The following is a 15,412-nucleotide window of genomic DNA, read 5'->3' on the forward strand; positions in this document are numbered from 1 at the left end:
ACCGTCACAGGCTTCGCTAATCCTGAATCCCGTAACGGTGCAGGTCGTTGCCGTGGGTGTCGAGCCAGCTCTTGGCGCGCTCGACATGGTGGCAAATTCTGGCGACGACTCGCCAGAACCGCGCCGAATGGTTCATCTCGACGAGATGCGCGACTTCATGGGCGGCGAGATAGTCCAGCACATAGGGCGGCGCGAGGATCAGCCGCCAGGAAAACGACAGCGAGCCGGCCGAGGTGCACGAACCCCAGCGGCTCGATTGATCGCGCAGCGACACCCGCTTGACCTTGACGCCGAGCTGCTCGGCATAGGCGAACGAGGCCTTGTGCAGGTCCTTTCGCGCTTCACGCTTGAGAAAATCGTGAACCCGCCGGTCCATGTGTTCGGCGCCACCGGCGACGCAGAGGATCCTCTCACCGGAGTCGCGGGTTTCCGTCCAGACCGTGCCGCGCTCGCCGGCGCGATGCACCAGCCGGTGCGGCACACCGCGGAGCGGCACCAGCGTGCCGGCCTGAAACGGTGCTGCCTTCGGCAAACGGCCGAGACGGGCGGCGATCCAGCCACCGTGAAGCTGAGCAAACTCCCTGGCTTCGACCAGATTGCCACGCGGCGGCATGGTCAGGATGGCTTCGCGATCGGTCGGATGAATTCGCAAGGTGTAGCGCCGCGCGCGGCGATGCCGGCGCAGCCGGATCGCAAAGAATTGCGAGCCGTGCTTGACCATAAGAGTCGCGGGTTCGGCGGGCCGCCGATAGAGGAGCGCACGAGTAGCCATGTCTGACAGTCCGGGGGGCAGGAGATCGCCCGGATTCTGCCATATCCGCCGCCAGTGAAATCGCTCCGCGCAAAAACAAATCATTTGCCCAATATACAGGGGCTGGCCGGTAAACGGCCTCTACCGGCAGGGGCTGGAACCAAGAATTTTAGAGGGAACCGGCACCGCCGGATACCCTCAAAAACTGAGGTCATACTCATTCCTTGATTCGCCTGCGAATCTTGATTCTTTTAATTAATTCAGGGGGTTGGACACCGGCCAGATTCGATTGGCGGAATCCCGCGATTCTTCTTTGAATCAGAAACGAGCGCTGATTTCGGTACGAACGTGTCGTCTCAATGCGAAACGACATCCGCTGCGCTCGAAAACGCGCGCGGCTTGTTGTTCAGACGCGATTTTTGACGCTGACCACATCGACTTCGCGCGAAAACGCAGTCGAACCGCCGCTATTCAGCGGCGGCAGCGACCAGTTTCGGCTTGGTATCGGCCGCCGACAGCATGAAATCGGAAATGCGCGGCACGATTTCGGAACGGAACCGCGAACCGTTGAACACGCCGTAATGTCCGACGCCCTTTTGCACGTAATGCACGCGGCGATGGTTGGGAATAGCGGTGCACAGCGCGTGCGTGGCTTCGGTTTGGCCAATGCCGGAGATGTCGTCGTTCTCGCCTTCGACCGTCATCAGCGCCACGCGGCGGATTTTCGACGGATCGACCGGCTTGCCACGATGCATCATCTCGCCTTTCGGCAACGCATGCTTGACGAACACGACATCGACGGTCTGCAGGTAATATTCGGCGGTCAGATCCATCACCGCGAGATATTCGTCATAGAATTCGCGGTGCTTGTCGACCAGGTCGCCGTCGCCCTTCACCAGATTGCTGAACAACGCCTTGTGCGCGTCGGTGTGGCGATCGAGGTTCATGGTGATGAAGCCCGAAAGCTGCAGGAAGCCCGGATAGACGTCGCGCATCACGCCGGGATGCGGGAACGGCACCTTGGTGATGACATGGTTGCGGAACCACTCGATGCCGCGCTCGGCGGCCAGATTGTTGACCGCGGTCGGGTTGCGGCGGGTGTCGATCGGGCCGCCCATCAGCGTCATCGACAACGGCACAAAGGGATCGTTGGCGGCTTCCATGACGGAGACCGCCGCCACCACGGGCACCGAGGGCTGGCACACCGCGACGACATGCATGTTGCCGCCCAGCACGTGCAGCATCTCGATGACGTAGTCGACATAATCGTCGAGGTCGAAACGGCCTTCCGCCAGCGGCACCATCCGCGCGTCGGACCAGTCGGTGATGTAGACTTCGTGCGTCGGCAGGAAGGCTTCGACCGTCCCGCGCAGCAGCGTCGCATAATGGCCCGACATCGGCGCCACGATCAGCACCCGCGGCTGCGGCGCGCGCAGCGGCCGGGTCAGCTTGCGATCGAAGTACAGCAGACGGCAGAACGGCTTTTCCCAGATCGAGCGGACTTCGACCGGCGTACGCACGCCGTTCACTTCGGTGGTGTCGAGGCCCCATTCGGGCTTGCCGTAGCGGCGCGTGGTTCGTTCGAACAATTCGCAGCCCGCGGCGATCGATTTGCCGAAGTCGGTGTGCGACCACGGATTGAGCGGGTTCTGAAACAGGATCTTCGTGGCGTCGGTCACGGCGCGTGCCGGATTGAGCGACGCGTGGCCCATTTCGTACATCCAGTACATCGGCGTCGTAAGCGCCGGACTGCCTTCGGCCACCAGTGGCGGTGCTCCGCCAAACTCACCAATCGGCATTGATTTCAGACCCCTGTTTTGCGCCGCAGCATACTGCCGAATGCGTAATTAAGCGTCAATGCACAGATCGGTAAATCTACGCGGATAAAGGGCCAAAAACCCCGGAAATCCACGGGGAATTGGACCTTATTCACCGCCACCCAGCAGGGAGCCGTGGCGTTTGGCGCTGCGCAAAAGGGCAAGGAAGATCGCAAATGAGGCAGCGAACAGGACGGCGTTGATGAGAAGCGCAGTGACCATCAGATCGGCCCGAAACACATGATCGATCAAGAGCGCCCGCATTCCCTCGAACACGTAGGTCGGCGGCAGCACCCAGGCCACATGCTGCAGCCACGCCGGCAGCACCGCGACCGGATAATAGATGCAGGCCAGCGGCATGATCCCGAACATCAGCGTCCAGACGATGCTCTCGGCGCCGAGACCGTTACGAAGGACCAGCCCCGACACAAAAATCCCGACCGACCAGCTGGTGAAGATCAGATTGCAGAAGAAGACGATCAGCGGCAGCCCGATCGCGAAGAAGTTGAACTTGAAGAAGAACAGCGCCAGCAGCGTCATCGGGATCACGCCGATCGCAAGCCGGATCAGGCTCATGATCATCAGCGAGATCAGGAATTCGATCGGCTTCAGCGGGCTCATCATCAGGTTGCCGAGATTGCGCGCCCACATTTCCTCGAGAAACGAGATCGAAAAACCGAGTTGCCCGCGGAACAGAATGTCCCACAGGATCACCGCGCCGATCAGCGAACCGCCGGCGCGGGCGAAAAACCCTGATGTCTGCGAGATGTAGCTCTGCAGAAAGCCCCAGGTGATGACCTGCAGCGCCGGCCAGTAGATCAGCTCCAGCAGCCGTGGCCAGGACGACATCAAGAGATACCAATAGCGCAGCACCATCGCCTGGATGCGATGCGGCGAAATCCCGCGATGCGTGGCGACCTCGCTCATGGCGCGCCCTCCGCCACCCGGCCGCGCGCGACGTCGAGAAACACCTCCTCCAGCGTGGAGCGGTTGTAGCGCGCCATGATCTGGTCGGGGCTGTCGTCATCCTCGATCCGGCCGCGCTTCATGATGATGACGCGGTCGCACAGCCGCTCCACCTCCAGCATATTGTGCGACGCCAGCAGGATGGTGGCGTCATGGGTCTTGCGATAGTCGGCAAGATGCTGGCGCACCCAGTCGGCCGTGTCGGGGTCGAGCGAAGCCGTCGGCTCGTCGAGCAGCAATAGCTCCGGCTGGTTGATCAGCGCCTTCGCCAGCGCGACGCGGGTCTTCTGTCCGGCCGAGAGCTTGCCATTGGCGCGGTCGAGGAAGTCGTTGAGGTCGAGGTCGGCGGCGAGCTGTTCGATCCGCTCGCGCAGGTTCGCGACTGCATAGAGCCGGCCGAAAATGCCGAGGTTCTGCCGGACCGTCAGCCGCATCGGCATATCGACATAGGGGCTTTCGAAATTCATCCGGCCGAGCACTTCGGCGCTCTTCTCCGGCATCGGATGGCCGAGCACCTGGATCCGGCCCGAGGTCGGCAGCACCAGCCCCATGATCATCGCGATCGTCGTGGTCTTGCCGGCGCCGTTGCCGCCGAGCAGGCCGGTGATGCTGCCGCGGCCGATCCGGAACGTGACGTCGTCGACCGCCCGCGTGGTCTTGTAGAGTTTTATCAGATGCGCGACGTCGATCGCGGCCGTCTTGGTCGGAGCGGCCGTGGACGATGGGGCAGTTATGGCGTCGCTATTGACCATTTCGATCCGAATCCTTGCGGCATCGCGGCGGCCAGCGCAAGGCGTGGGCAACCGCCGGGCGTGACACACTGCCCTATCCCGCGAATTTGTGATCGCGCCCCCGCACGGCTAAACTCGCGTGATGACCGACATTGCCGCCTCCGACTTCCGAAATCCGCACCGCTATGTCCGTCTGGATACGATATTGCGGCTGCGCTGGCTGGCGGCACTCGGCCAGCTCGCCGCCATCTTCATCGTCGCCCAGGGGCTGGAATTCGACGTCCCCATCATTCCCTGTGTCGCCATCATCGGCCTCTCGGCGCTGCTCAATCTGGCGCTGCAGATCGTGTTCAACCCGATGCAGCGGCTGGAACCGGTCTATGCCGCGGCCCTGCTCGCGCTCAACATCGTCGAACTCGCCGGATTGCTGTTCTTCACCGGCGGGCTGCAGAACCCGTTTTCGTTCCTGTTCCTGGCGCCCGTTCTGATCTCGGCGACGGCGTTGCCGATCCGGCTGACGATCGCGCTCGGCGTGCTTGCGGTCGCCTGCGCCTCGGCGCTGGTGTTCTTCCATTTGCCGTTGCCATGGGACAGCGATGACCCGCTGGTGCTGCCGCCGATCTATCTGCTCGGCGTCTGGCTCTCGATCCTGCTCGCGATCGGCGTCACCAGTCTCTACGCGTTCCAGGTCACCGAGGAGGCGCGCAAGCTTTCCAATGCGCTGGCGGCGACCGAACTGGTGCTGACGCGCGAGCAGCATTTGACCCAGATCGACGGCCTCGCCGCCGCCGCCGCGCATGAACTCGGCACGCCCCTGTCGACGATCTTTCTGATTTCGCGAGAGCTGGAGAAGACCGTTCATGACAACGACCATCTTGCCGCCGATCTGAAAACCCTGCGCGAGCAGGCGCAGCGCTGCCGCGACATTCTGGCCAAGATCACCCAGCTTTCCTCCTCCGGCGCGCCGTTCGACCGCATGCCGCTGTCGACGCTGATCGAGGAAACGGTGGCGCCGCATCGCGATTTCGGCGTTGCGATCAAGGTGCGGCTTGCTGTCGCAGCCACGCGCGAGCCGGTCGGTGCGCGAAACCCGGCGATCCTCTATGGCGTCGGCAACATCCTGGAAAATGCCGTCGATTTCGCGCGGAATACGGTGGAGGTGAACGCGTGGTGGAACGCCGACAGCATCGAGATCGTGATCTCCGACGACGGCCCGGGTATCGCGCCCGACATGCTGAAACGGATCGGCGAGCCCTATTTATCGCGGCGTCCCAGCGCAGATGAGGCCCAAAACGAGCATTCCGGGCTCGGGCTCGGCGTGTTCATCGCCCGCACGCTGCTCGAGCGGACCGGCGCCAAGGTGTCGTTTACCAACCGGATCTTTCCCGATCACGGCGCCGTGGTGCAGATCGTATGGCCGCGTGACCGCTTCGAGACGGATGAAATTTCGGGCGGAACCGAGACTTAGAACGGTTCTTGGAACGGTTCTTGGCATTCAGGATGGCAAAGCCCGTCCGACTATAGGCGGCCTTGGCAGCGCCACCTTGCCACGCCATATCTTAAGCGTCCGCAACACAGGGATACCTGACCTTGAACGCCATCGCCGAACTGAACGATCACACCGACCGCTCGCTCTTGATCGTCGAGGATGACAAGCCGTTTCTGGAGCGCCTGTCGCGCGCGATGGAGACCCGCGGCTTCGCGGTGACGTCCTGCGACACCGTATCCGACGGTCTGGCCCAGATCGGCCGCGCCGCGCCTGCCTTTGCCGTGGTGGATCTGCGGCTCGGCGACGGCAACGGCCTCGACGTGGTGTCGGCGCTGAAGCGCAAGCGCCCCGAGGCGCGCGCGATCGTGCTGACCGGTTATGGCAACATTGCTACCGCAGTTACCGCCGTGAAGATGGGTGCGGTGGATTATCTCTCGAAGCCGGCGGACGCCGACGATGTCGTCGCGGCGCTACTCGCCAGCGGCACCGAGAAATCCGAACTGCCTGCGAATCCGATGTCGGCGGACCGCGTGCGCTGGGAACACATCCAGCGCATCTACGAGATGTGCAACCGCAACGTCTCCGAAACCGCGCGGCGCCTCAACATGCACCGCCGCACCCTGCAGCGCATCCTGGCCAAGCGCGCGCCGCGCTGATCGGCTTCGCGTAAATCTACGAAAAGTTTCCGTCATGCCCGGGCTTGTCCCGGGCATCCACGTCTTGCGGTCTTCGCTAAGACAAGGACGTGGATGGCCGGGACAAGCCCGGCCATGACGACGTTAGATGTTGCCCTAAAACTCCCCGTGCCCCTGCGGATCGACCAGCCGGTTGATCCGTTGCGCCGCAGCCATCGCGAAGCGCACCGTCATCAATTTCCGGGTCGGCGCCGGCAGCCGGTGCTCGGGCGCCTCGCACTGCAGATGCGCGCCATAGGCGTCGGCGATGATCAGGCCGGTGTCTTGGGGAAATATCTCGCACGGCAGGTCCTGCGTGAAGGCAAAGAACAGCCGGTCGCAATGCATCCGGTAGTCCTGCCACTTCTGGTCGGCGCGCAGATCTTCCACCGACGACTTGATCTCGACGATCCAGATTTCGCCGCGCTCGTTCAGCGCCACCAGGTCGGCGCGCCGGCCGGACGGCAGCGGCAATTCGCTGATGCAGGAAAAGCCCAGCGATCGTAACAGCCGCGCGGTGCCGCGCGCGACCGCCAGCGCGGTTTCCGACTGGCGGCCATCCGACGGAGGCACGAGTGAGATCTGGCGGGCGGGCGATTCCATGCGCTCGAACCTTAACCGATTCCGGACCGTCCAACAGCCGTCCACTCGCTCTGTTTGAGCCTGATCTTTCAGAAAACCGGTGCCGGAGCACGTCCGGGCCAGCCACAAATCCGACCCCGCCCCGCCTTGTTTTGGACCACACGCCACCGCGAAGCCGGGGGAACTTCGGTTCCAGGGGACGAAACACTGGAGGAGAACCATGAAGTCATCCACCACGCTTCGCTCACTCGCTTTCGCCCTCGCAGCGCTTCCCCTTTCCGCCGGCCTTTCGGCGGCATCCGCCAAACCCACGGTCGAAGTCGCGTTCGTGCTCGATACCACGGGTTCGATGGGCGGCCTGATCGAAGGCGCCAAGCGCAAGATCTGGTCGATCGCGACCGCGATCGTCGATAGCAATCCCGACGCTGATATCCGCATGGGCCTCGTCGCCTACCGCGACATCGGCGACGACTATGTCACAAGGAAGGTCGAGCTCACCACCGACATCCAGGATCTCTACGCCAACCTGCTGGAGCTCAAGGCACGCGGCGGCGGCGACTGGCCGGAAAGCGTCAACGAGGCGCTCGATGTCGCCGTCAACAAGCTGCAATGGACCCAGGGCGGCGATACCAGGCGGATCGTGTTCCTGGTCGGCGACGCGCCGCCGCACATGGACTATGCGCAGGACACCAAATATCCGGTGACGCTGTCGGTGGCGAAGCAGAAGGACATCATCGTCAATGCGGTGCTGGCCGGCAACGCCGCCGATACCGAGCGGGTGTGGCGCGACATCGCCCAGCACGGCAACGGCCGCTTCATTCCGATCCCGCAGGACGGCGGTCAGGTCGTCGTGATCGAAACACCATACGACGAGGACATTATTATCCTGCAGCGGGAGATCAACGGCACCGTGATCCCCTACGGCCCGCGCGCCATGCAGAAGCGCACTGAGGACCAGACGCAGCAATTGTCGCGGGTCGCGGCCGCCGCTCCCTCACAGGCGTCGGAGATGGCGAGCTATATCAACAAGCGCGCGCGATCGACCTCGGAAGCCGTCACCGGCGGCGGTGACCTCGTCGCCGACATCGGCGCCGGCCGCAACAGCTTTTCCGCGATCAAGGACGAAGACCTGCCCGATAATCTGCGCGCGATGAAGCCGGAGGCGCGTCTCGATGAAGTCAACAAGCAGATGAGCCAGCGCAAGGCGCTCAACGAGAAGCTCGGTGCGTTGGTGGCGCAGCGCGACAAATACGTCGCCGAGCAGCGCGCCAAGGCGCCGCCCAAGGCGTCTTCGTTCGACCGCGTGGTCGAGGATACGCTGAAGGCGCAGATCAAGCGGTGAGCTAGCGGCGGTAAATCGTCGTCCCCGCGAACGCGGGGACCCATAACCACCAATGACTGTTGTTAGACCGGCTGGTGGCCCCACCGTCGCACAACGCAAATTTTGGTGGCTATGGGTCCCGGCTCGCGCTTCGCTTGGCCGGGACGACGGCATCCTTGGAACACGCAATTTTCCCTTGGCGAGAGGCCAAAAATCGGCAATCTGCCGCCATGACCCAGCAAACCGAGACCCCTTCAGAGACCCGCACCGAAACCCAGCCGAAGGCCGGCGCGATCATCGTGCCGGTGACGCTGTTCGAGCAGAATTGCACCATTATCTGGGACGAGCCGTCCAAGAAGGCCGTGGTGATTGACCCCGGCGGGGACGTTCCCAAGATTCTGGAAGCGATCAAGCAGACCGGCGTCACCGTCGAAAAGATTTGGCTGACCCACGGCCATATCGACCATGTCGGCGGCGCCGCCGAATTGCGCGACGCGCTGCAGGTGAAAATCGAGGGTCCGCACATCGCCGACAAATACCTGCTCGACAATGTCGTCTCGAGCGGCGAGCGCTTCGGCATGACCGACGTGCGCAATTTCGGGCCCGACCGCTGGCTCGACGAGGGCGAACAGGTCTCGATCGGAGACCTAACATTTGACATCCTGCATTGCCCCGGTCATTCGCCGGGCAGCGTGGTGTTCTTCAATAAGGAACTGCGCTTCGCCCATGTCGGGGACGTACTGTTCAACGGCTCGGTCGGACGCACCGACCTGCCCGGCGGCAGCCACGCCACGCTGATCAACTCGATCAAGGAAAAGCTGCTGCCGCTCGGCGACGATGTCGGCTTCATCTGCGGCCATGGCGCCGGCTCCAGCATCGGCCAGGAGCGGCTGACCAACCCGTTCCTGACCGGCGAGATGTAAGGGACAGCCAGCGCCGTAACGGCGCTGGCTACTCCGCCGCGACCATCTCGGGCGCGTTCGTCTCTGCAAGGTGGCGCGTTCCCCAGTCCTTGATGGCGGCAACGACCGGCACGAAAGTCTTGCCCTTGCGGGTCAGGCGGTATTCGACCTTCGGCGGCACCACGCCGAAATCCTTGCGATCGATCAGTCCGCTCCCGGTCAGCGCTTTCAATTCGCGGCTCAGCACCCGCGGTGCGATCTCGGCGCTGCCGACCATGCCGCGCAGCAGGCCGCTGCGGATTTCGCCGTAGCGCAGCGGACCATCCTTGAGGTCCCAGACGATGCGCAGCTTGTATTTGCCGCTGATCAGCTTCTGAAAAGCCGCGACCGGACAACCGCAGGCCGGCGCCATCCTTGGCTTTGCCATTGCAGATCTCCTCCGAGCGCTCTTTGTTTTGACGCGTTTTCTTCACGCGAACCGGTATCCGCTTCGCTTGAAAACGCTATGTCGCCGTGAGGTCAGGATAGGAGCCGCAAAAAGAAAGTCCATACTGACATTTTTGTCCGTACTTGCGCTGGTGCGCATAAGCGCACCAGATGATCCGATGCAGCCCGAAAGACCCATCCAGGAGGCATCCGTGAAGCATTTCATGATCAGATATCGGTTCGCCAACGGCACCACCGAGGCGTGGCACGGTGAAATTGCCCGCTTCATTGCCGCCCTCGACAACGATCCGGAGCTGAAGGGGCGGATCGTCTACCGCTGCCTGAAAGTTCGCGACGACGCGAGCTATTTCCATCTCGCTTCGGCGGCCGACGACCAGGCGGTCAAGACGCTGCAGCAGCGCGACTTCTTCAAGCACTATACGGAACGGACGAGGCAGGTTGCCGAGGGCGGCGACGTCGCGGTAACGCCGATCGATTGGATCGCCGAAACGGCTGCAGCCTGAGTGCTGCGATCGCGCGTGGCTATTTCATCAATCCCGCGGCCGTCAGCGCGCGCGTGATGACGCTGCCGACGTCGATGCTGTTGCGCTTTCGCGGGCGCGGCGGGATGACCGGACGACCTATCGCCGTCCGCGGCCACAGCGTGGCGGCGAGGTCCGGCGACTGCAGCGATGCGGTGGCGGCCGACGGAATGACCGGCTTTGGCGCCGGCTTGGCGACGACTTCGTTGGGTTGGCTGACGCGTTCGGTCAGGCCGAAAAAATTCGCGATGTGATAGGACGACGAAATCCCGGCCTCGATCAGGAACGCGCCTGCGGTGCCGTAGCTTTCGTCACTGCCGCTGGCGATCCCCAGCGGCGTGCCGTGGGCCATGTCGGTGATGGTGTAGGATTCGACCACGGTCTCGCCGTCTTCATTCCACCAGACATCGCGCGGATAGCCGTCGACCTCGGACGTCGACATCGGAGCCGTCGGCAACCCGTGCACGTCGAGCCATTGCTTGACGATCTCGTCGGCGTTGGCCGGATTGACCGTGCGGTCGGCGCTGCCGTGCCACACCGACAACTTCGGCCACGGGCCCTTGTGCTTCGAAGCCTTGCGCACGAGATCGCCGAGTTCACGCGCGGAACGCGGCGACGACTGCATCATGCCGCTGAGCGCTTCACGCACATTGCTGGCGATGCCGAAAGGAAGACCGGCGATGACGGCACCGCCCGCGAACACCTCCGGATAGGTCGCGAGCATCACCGACGTCATGGCGCCGCCGGCGGAAAGTCCGGTGACGTAGATGCGACGCGAATCGATTTTGTGCTCGGCGACCATCCGCGCGATCATCTGCCGGATCGAGGCCGCCTCGCCGCGGCCGCGCGCGACGTCGCCCGGATTGAACCAGTTGAAACAGGTGTTGGCGTTGTTGGCGGCCTGCTGTTCCGGCATCAGCAAGGCAAAGCCGTAGCGCTTCGCAAGCGTCGACCATCCCGCGCCGAGATCGTAACCGGCCGCCGTCTGTCCGCAGCCATGCAGGACGACGACCAGAGCGGGCGCGCGCTGGAGGTGTTCCGGTACGAAGGCAAACATCCGGAGTGCGCCGGGATTGGTACCGAATTGGCCGATTTCGACCAGCGGGCTCGGCGCGGCGGGGCTCCGTCCATAGGCACTCAAGCCATTGAACCCGCTTAGCTTCGAAAATTGCCGCATGAATTCGACGTTCTGGGCGAGGGACAATTGCAGCTCCTGGAGGGGCGACCGTTTTGGCAACGCCACTCAGACCAGATAGTTGCTGCACTGCAAAATGAAAAGGCCGTGTGCTGTCATTCCACTGAATCATATTTTCGTCGTTGACGTTAATTTGTCACGGTCGCGTGCCGCATCCAGGTCAGAAATGCGGCACAGATCATGATCGACGCCGCAAACAGTGCGGATGCGGCCAGCAAGGCCAGCCGCGCCGATTGACTGGATTCAACCGCAAAGAATACCGCGCCAATCGCTGCAACTCCGGCTGCATTGGCGATATGTGCTGTCGTGCCGTACATGCCGGAGCCGGCGCCGGCGCTCGCCGGCTTCACGGACGCAAGCACCGCGCTCGACAACGGCGCCATCACCAGCCCCTGGCCGTAACCGAAGATCGTCAGCACCAGTGCGAGCAGCGTTGCCGACGGCGCAGCGGTCGATTCGATCAGCGCCACCAGTGCCGCGAGACCGGCGATCTGCACCCCGCAGCCCTCGATCAGCACCCGCGTGCCGCGATGACGGGCCCGCGCGCCGGCATGGCGTGACGCCATCACAAAAGTCAGCGCCAACGGCACGAACACGAGACCGGCCTGCAGCGGCGGAATATGCAGCGCCCGCTGCATGAAGATCGTCATGACCAGATAGAACGACAGGTTGGCGAAGAAGAAAAAGAACACGGCGGCGAGACCGCGCATGAAAATGGCATCCGACAATAGCGAAAGATCGATCAACGGCATGCCGCCGCGGCCGGCCACCGCCCGTTCGAGCTTCACGAAAGCAAACAGGATCGCAACGCCCATTGCCATCGCCAGCCAGACCCAGGCCGACCAGTGCACATCATGGCCGAACAGCAGCGGACCGATCAGGCACAGCAATCCGAGAAACAGCACGATCGAGCCCGGAATATCCAGCCGCGTACCGGCGCGACGCGGCGCCATCGGCATGATCCGCAATGCCGCTGCGATGATAACTGCACCGAACGGCACGTTGACGAAAAACACCGCGCGCCAGCCGAGCCCGGCCAGATCCAGCGTTACCAGAATGCCGCCCAACATGAAGCCGGCGGCGCCGGCCAACCCCAGCACGATGCCGTAGATGCCGAAGGCGCGGGCGCGCGAGCCATCCGCGAACAACAGATGAATCGTCGCCAGCACCTGCGGCACCATCAGCGCCGCGGTAGCCCCCTGCGCTAGCCGCGCCACGATCAATTCAGGACCTGATTGCGCGAGCCCGCACCACAGCGAGGTGGCGGTGAAGCCCGCAACACCCGTGACGAATATGTTGCGGGTGCCGTAGATGTCGCCGAGCCGGCCGCCGGTGACCACCAGCGTCGCATAGGCGATCAGGTAGATGGCGATGACCGCCTCGATCTGCGCCGCGCTGGCGTGCAGCTCGGTTGCGATGGTCGGGATCGCCACGTTGACGATGAAGGCATCGACGCCGAACATGAATTGCGCGGCGACGACGGTGGCAAGCACCCACCAGCGGCGCGAGGAATCCACGGGAGCTGAAACGATCTGATGCATGACGAAGAGCCTTGTCCGAAATCTGTTGCATCCGACGGTTACAGATTCCGGTCATCCCGGCGATTACCCCGCAGGTAAGAGGATTTGGCCCGATTGCTGCATAGGAATTAGGGATTACTGCAGACTATTCGGCCGTTGACGCGTTCAGGACTGCCTTCAATGTACGACTATGACATGCTGGTGATCGGCTCCGGCCCATCCGGGCGCCGGGCTGCGGTGCAGTTTGCAAAACTCGGCAAGTCGGTGCTGGTGGTGGAAAAGGGCCGCCGGGTCGGCGGCGTCTCCGTCCACACCGGGACCATCCCCTCCAAAACCCTGCGCGAGACCGTGCTCAACCTGTCGGGTTGGCGCGAACGCGGCTTCTACGGCCGGTCCTACCGGGTGAAGCAGGACATCGCCGCCAACGACCTGATCGTGCGGCTGCAGAAGACGCTCGATCACGAGGTCGAGGTGCTCGAACATCAGTTCAGCCGCAACCTGGTGCGAACCGCGGCCGGCGAGGCGCGCTTTGTCGGGCCGAACCAGATTGAAATCACAGCGGCGAACGGCGAGGCCCGCATTGTGTCCGCCGCCCATATCCTGATCGCCTGCGGTACGCGACCATTTCGTCCCGACTACGTGCCGTTCGACAACAAGACCGTGTTCGACTCGGACGAGATCATCGACCTGCCGAAACTGCCGCGCAGCCTCGCGGTGATCGGCGCCGGCGTGATCGGCGTCGAATACGCCACCATCTTCTCCGCGCTCGATGTCGCCGTGACCTTGATCGAACCGCGGCCGACCTTCCTCGACTTCATCGACAAGGAATTGATCGACGAGTTCATGCACGAGCTGCGCGACCGCAATGTCTCGTTCCGGCTCGGCTCCGCCGTCAACTCGATCGAGCACGGCGGGAACGGTAGCGGCATTCACACCAAACTGGCCGACGGCCGTGTCGTCCATTCGGAAATGCTGCTGTTCGCAGCAGGCCGCGTCGGCGCCACCGACCGCCTCAATCTCGACGCCGCTGGGATCACTGTCGATCACCGCGGCCGCATCACGGTCGATTCGCTGACGTTGCAAACCTGCGTGCCGCACATTTACGCCGCCGGCGACGTGATCGGATTTCCGAGCCTCGCTTCGACCTCGATGGAACAGGGCCGGGTCGCTGCCTGCCACGCCCTCGGCATGGAGCCGCTGGCGCCGCCGGAATTCTTCCCCTACGGCATCTATTCGGTGCCGGAAATTTCCACCACCGGCCTCACCGAAGAGGAAGTGCGCACGCGCGGCATTCCCTACGAGGTTGGTGTCGCGCGTTTTCGCGAGACTTCGCGCGGCCACATCATGGGGCTGAACAGCGGCATGATGAAGATGATCTTCTCGACCAAGACCCGGCGACTGCTCGGCGTGCACATTCTCGGCGAGGGCGCCACCGAACTGATTCATATCGGCCAGGCCGTGCTCAACCTCAAAGGCACCATCGATTATTTCATCCAGAACACCTTCAACTATCCGACCTTGGCGGAAGCTTACAAGATCGCCGGGCTGGATGCCTGGAATCGGATGACGCGGTAGCTCGAACGAGCCAAAAGCAAAACAAGAGACGCCGTCTGAGAACGGCGTCTCTCTGAAATATCTTCAAGGAAAAGAAGATTCCGGCTCGACCGCCACATTTGGCGCCGGGCTCTTCGCGCTCTGTTCTAGAATGCAGACGTAACAGCTAATCAGGTTTTCTTAAATCTTTATGCACCGAGCTCCGTAGTATTACGAAGCCACCGGCTCTAACGAACCGGTGAGCGAAGCGCGCTGCGACAGCTCGATCCAGTTACCATCGGGGTCGCGCACCATCGAGATCCGGGCCGTCGTTCCGAGCGTCACCGGCGCGCGCGCCTCGCGGCCGCCATGAGCCAGCACATGCGCGTGCTCGCGATCGACCTCGAAGACCTGGAAGGTGATATAGCGCCAGCCTTTGCCCTCGAAGGCGGCATCATCAGGCGCATCCGCTGACCGCTCGACGATCAGCACCGTGTCGCCGGCGAGAAACACGGCGCCGCCGGTGTCTGTGGCTTCACCCGGCACGAGGCCGAGCGCTTCGGTGTAGAAGCGGCGATGCGCCTCGACGTCGCGAACGCCGAGACGGATGCCGATGCGCTCGATCCCGAACATTCCCTTCGGTACCAGCGCGACGCGGTTGCCCTCCGGATCCGCCATCGGTTGCGGCGCAGTGATGCCGTCGCGCGCAATCAACAGCTCGCGGTAACCCGACGGCGGATTGTCGGGCAGGGGCTCATAGACCTGGTTGATTTTCAGAATCGAGCCGCAGAGGTCGTGACGATGCTGCTTGTAGCCGCGGCGGATCGGCTGGGTGTGGTCGAACGGCAGGCCGATCTCGTTCTGCCAGAAGGCGAGCGCCGCCGGCGCGTGGTTGGTCGCAAAGCCGATATCGATGCGGGGTTTTGCCAGTTTCATATGCTGCCTCTCGCCCCTGACCTGCAC

The 15,412-nt window shown here is 63.1% G+C and carries 15 protein-coding genes; 6 read left to right on the plus strand and 9 right to left on the minus strand.

Translation table 11 applies throughout. The features are described from left to right. Positions 1 to 16: 16 nt before the first annotated feature. The 4 genes from BLS26_RS16005 to BLS26_RS16020 form a co-directional block, all read right to left on the minus strand. Positions 17 to 856 (minus strand): M48 family metallopeptidase, encoded by an 840-nt coding sequence (locus BLS26_RS16005; protein ID WP_092512650.1) that lies wholly within the window; start codon positions 854 to 856, stop codon positions 17 to 19. A 362-nt stretch (positions 857 to 1,218) separates the two neighbouring features. After that, entirely contained in the window at positions 1,219 to 2,550 is a 1,332-nt protein-coding gene (locus tag BLS26_RS16010; RefSeq protein WP_092512652.1) for a polyhydroxyalkanoate depolymerase, read from the minus strand. A gap of 126 nt (positions 2,551 to 2,676) precedes the next feature. After that, positions 2,677 to 3,495: an ABC transporter permease gene (locus BLS26_RS16015; protein WP_092512654.1), complete on the minus strand. Its 819-nt coding sequence runs from the start codon at positions 3,493 to 3,495 to the stop codon at positions 2,677 to 2,679. After that, entirely contained in the window at positions 3,492 to 4,286 is a 795-nt protein-coding gene (locus tag BLS26_RS16020) for an ABC transporter ATP-binding protein (RefSeq protein WP_092512656.1), read from the minus strand. Before BLS26_RS16020 ends, BLS26_RS16015 begins: the two co-directional genes overlap by 4 nt. A 121-nt stretch (positions 4,287 to 4,407) precedes the next feature. Here BLS26_RS16020 and BLS26_RS16025 point away from each other — a divergent pair, with 121 nt between their 5' ends. Both BLS26_RS16025 and BLS26_RS16030 read left to right on the plus strand, forming a co-directional pair. Further along, positions 4,408 to 5,733, plus strand: coding sequence for an ActS/PrrB/RegB family redox-sensitive histidine kinase (locus BLS26_RS16025; RefSeq protein ID WP_092512658.1), 1,326 nt, complete (start codon positions 4,408 to 4,410; stop codon positions 5,731 to 5,733). A 122-nt stretch (positions 5,734 to 5,855) separates the two neighbouring features. Continuing rightward, complete coding sequence (locus tag BLS26_RS16030; protein WP_027538201.1) at positions 5,856 to 6,410, plus strand: ActR/PrrA/RegA family redox response regulator transcription factor; 555 nt, start codon at positions 5,856 to 5,858, stop codon at positions 6,408 to 6,410. 135 nt (positions 6,411 to 6,545) lie between these two features. Here BLS26_RS16030 and BLS26_RS16035 read toward each other — a convergent pair whose 3' ends face one another. Beyond that, complete coding sequence (locus tag BLS26_RS16035; RefSeq protein ID WP_092512660.1) at positions 6,546 to 7,031, minus strand: MmcB family DNA repair protein; 486 nt, start codon at positions 7,029 to 7,031, stop codon at positions 6,546 to 6,548. 199 nt (positions 7,032 to 7,230) lie between these two features. Here BLS26_RS16035 and BLS26_RS16040 point away from each other — a divergent pair, with 199 nt between their 5' ends. Together BLS26_RS16040 and BLS26_RS16045 are read left to right on the plus strand one after the other, a co-directional pair. Beyond that, entirely contained in the window at positions 7,231 to 8,352 is a 1,122-nt protein-coding gene (locus tag BLS26_RS16040; RefSeq protein ID WP_092512662.1) for a VWA domain-containing protein, read from the plus strand. A 209-nt stretch (positions 8,353 to 8,561) separates the two neighbouring features. Further along, positions 8,562 to 9,254: an MBL fold metallo-hydrolase gene (locus BLS26_RS16045; RefSeq protein ID WP_092512664.1), complete on the plus strand. Its 693-nt coding sequence runs from the start codon at positions 8,562 to 8,564 to the stop codon at positions 9,252 to 9,254. Between the two features lie 28 nt (positions 9,255 to 9,282). On the opposite strand, the gene BLS26_RS16050 is transcribed toward BLS26_RS16045, so the two are convergent. Beyond that, positions 9,283 to 9,660, minus strand: a complete 378-nt coding sequence (locus BLS26_RS16050; protein WP_244541953.1) for a helix-turn-helix domain-containing protein — start codon at positions 9,658 to 9,660, stop codon at positions 9,283 to 9,285. 211 nt (positions 9,661 to 9,871) lie between these two features. Here BLS26_RS16050 and BLS26_RS16055 point away from each other — a divergent pair, with 211 nt between their 5' ends. Beyond that, entirely contained in the window at positions 9,872 to 10,183 is a 312-nt protein-coding gene (locus BLS26_RS16055) for a hypothetical protein (protein WP_092518108.1), read from the plus strand. A gap of 19 nt (positions 10,184 to 10,202) precedes the next feature. On the opposite strand, the gene BLS26_RS16060 is transcribed toward BLS26_RS16055, so the two are convergent. Then, on the minus strand, positions 10,203 to 11,405 hold the full coding sequence (locus BLS26_RS16060) for a PHB depolymerase family esterase (RefSeq protein WP_172804615.1): 1,203 nt from the start codon (positions 11,403 to 11,405) through the stop codon (positions 10,203 to 10,205). Between the two features lie 119 nt (positions 11,406 to 11,524). Continuing rightward, complete coding sequence (locus BLS26_RS16065) at positions 11,525 to 12,937, minus strand: MFS transporter (RefSeq protein WP_092512668.1); 1,413 nt, start codon at positions 12,935 to 12,937, stop codon at positions 11,525 to 11,527. A 159-nt stretch (positions 12,938 to 13,096) separates the two neighbouring features. Here BLS26_RS16065 and sthA point away from each other — a divergent pair, with 159 nt between their 5' ends. Beyond that, positions 13,097 to 14,491, plus strand: a complete 1,395-nt coding sequence (sthA, locus tag BLS26_RS16070; protein ID WP_092512670.1) for a Si-specific NAD(P)(+) transhydrogenase — start codon at positions 13,097 to 13,099, stop codon at positions 14,489 to 14,491. 189 nt (positions 14,492 to 14,680) lie between these two features. On the opposite strand, the gene BLS26_RS16075 is transcribed toward sthA, so the two are convergent. Further along, positions 14,681 to 15,385, minus strand: a complete 705-nt coding sequence (locus BLS26_RS16075; RefSeq protein ID WP_092512672.1) for a VOC family protein — start codon at positions 15,383 to 15,385, stop codon at positions 14,681 to 14,683. Between the last annotated feature and the right edge of the window lie 27 nt (positions 15,386 to 15,412).

It is taken from the genome of Afipia sp. GAS231, from assembly GCF_900103365.1.
Classification (GTDB): domain Bacteria; phylum Pseudomonadota; class Alphaproteobacteria; order Rhizobiales; family Xanthobacteraceae; genus Bradyrhizobium.